The organism is Tamlana crocina, assembly GCF_012037625.1.
In genome coordinates this window covers 1-428 of the sequence record NZ_JAAVJS010000289.1, presented here as the reverse complement: position 1 = coordinate 428, position 428 = coordinate 1, and the positions used below count along the sequence as shown (strand labels likewise).

Sequence of the window (428 nt, the reverse complement as noted above, 5' to 3'; positions counted from 1 at the left end):
CAGGAGGTTTTCCTTTGGAACTTTTACATTATTGAAAACGAGTTCTCCTGTAGCACTGGCACGTAGAGACCATTTGTTGTGAGTTTCGGGAGTAGAGAAGCCTTCCATGCCGCGTTCGACGATAAGACCGTGAATTCTACCCTCTTCATTTTTTGCCCACACCACTGCAATATCTGCAAAAGGAGAATTAGAGATCCACAATTTTGCACCATTGAGCAGGTAATGATCTCCTTTGTCTTTAAAATTGGAAGTCATTCCTCCGGGATTGGATCCATGATCGGGTTCGGTAAGGCCAAAACATCCTATCATCTCTCCGGAAGCCAGCTTTGGAAGGTATTTTTTCTTCTGTTCCTCAGTTCCGTATTTGAAGATGGGGTACATCACCAACGAAGATTGGACAGATGCCGTGGAACGAATTCCGCTGTCGC

1 protein-coding gene is annotated in these 428 nt (G+C 45.1%); it reads right to left on the bottom strand.

From position 1 onward, the window contains the following. A partial coding sequence (locus HC176_RS16760; RefSeq protein ID WP_209309767.1) for an acyl-CoA dehydrogenase family protein occupies positions 1-428 on the bottom strand: 428 nt, incomplete at both ends.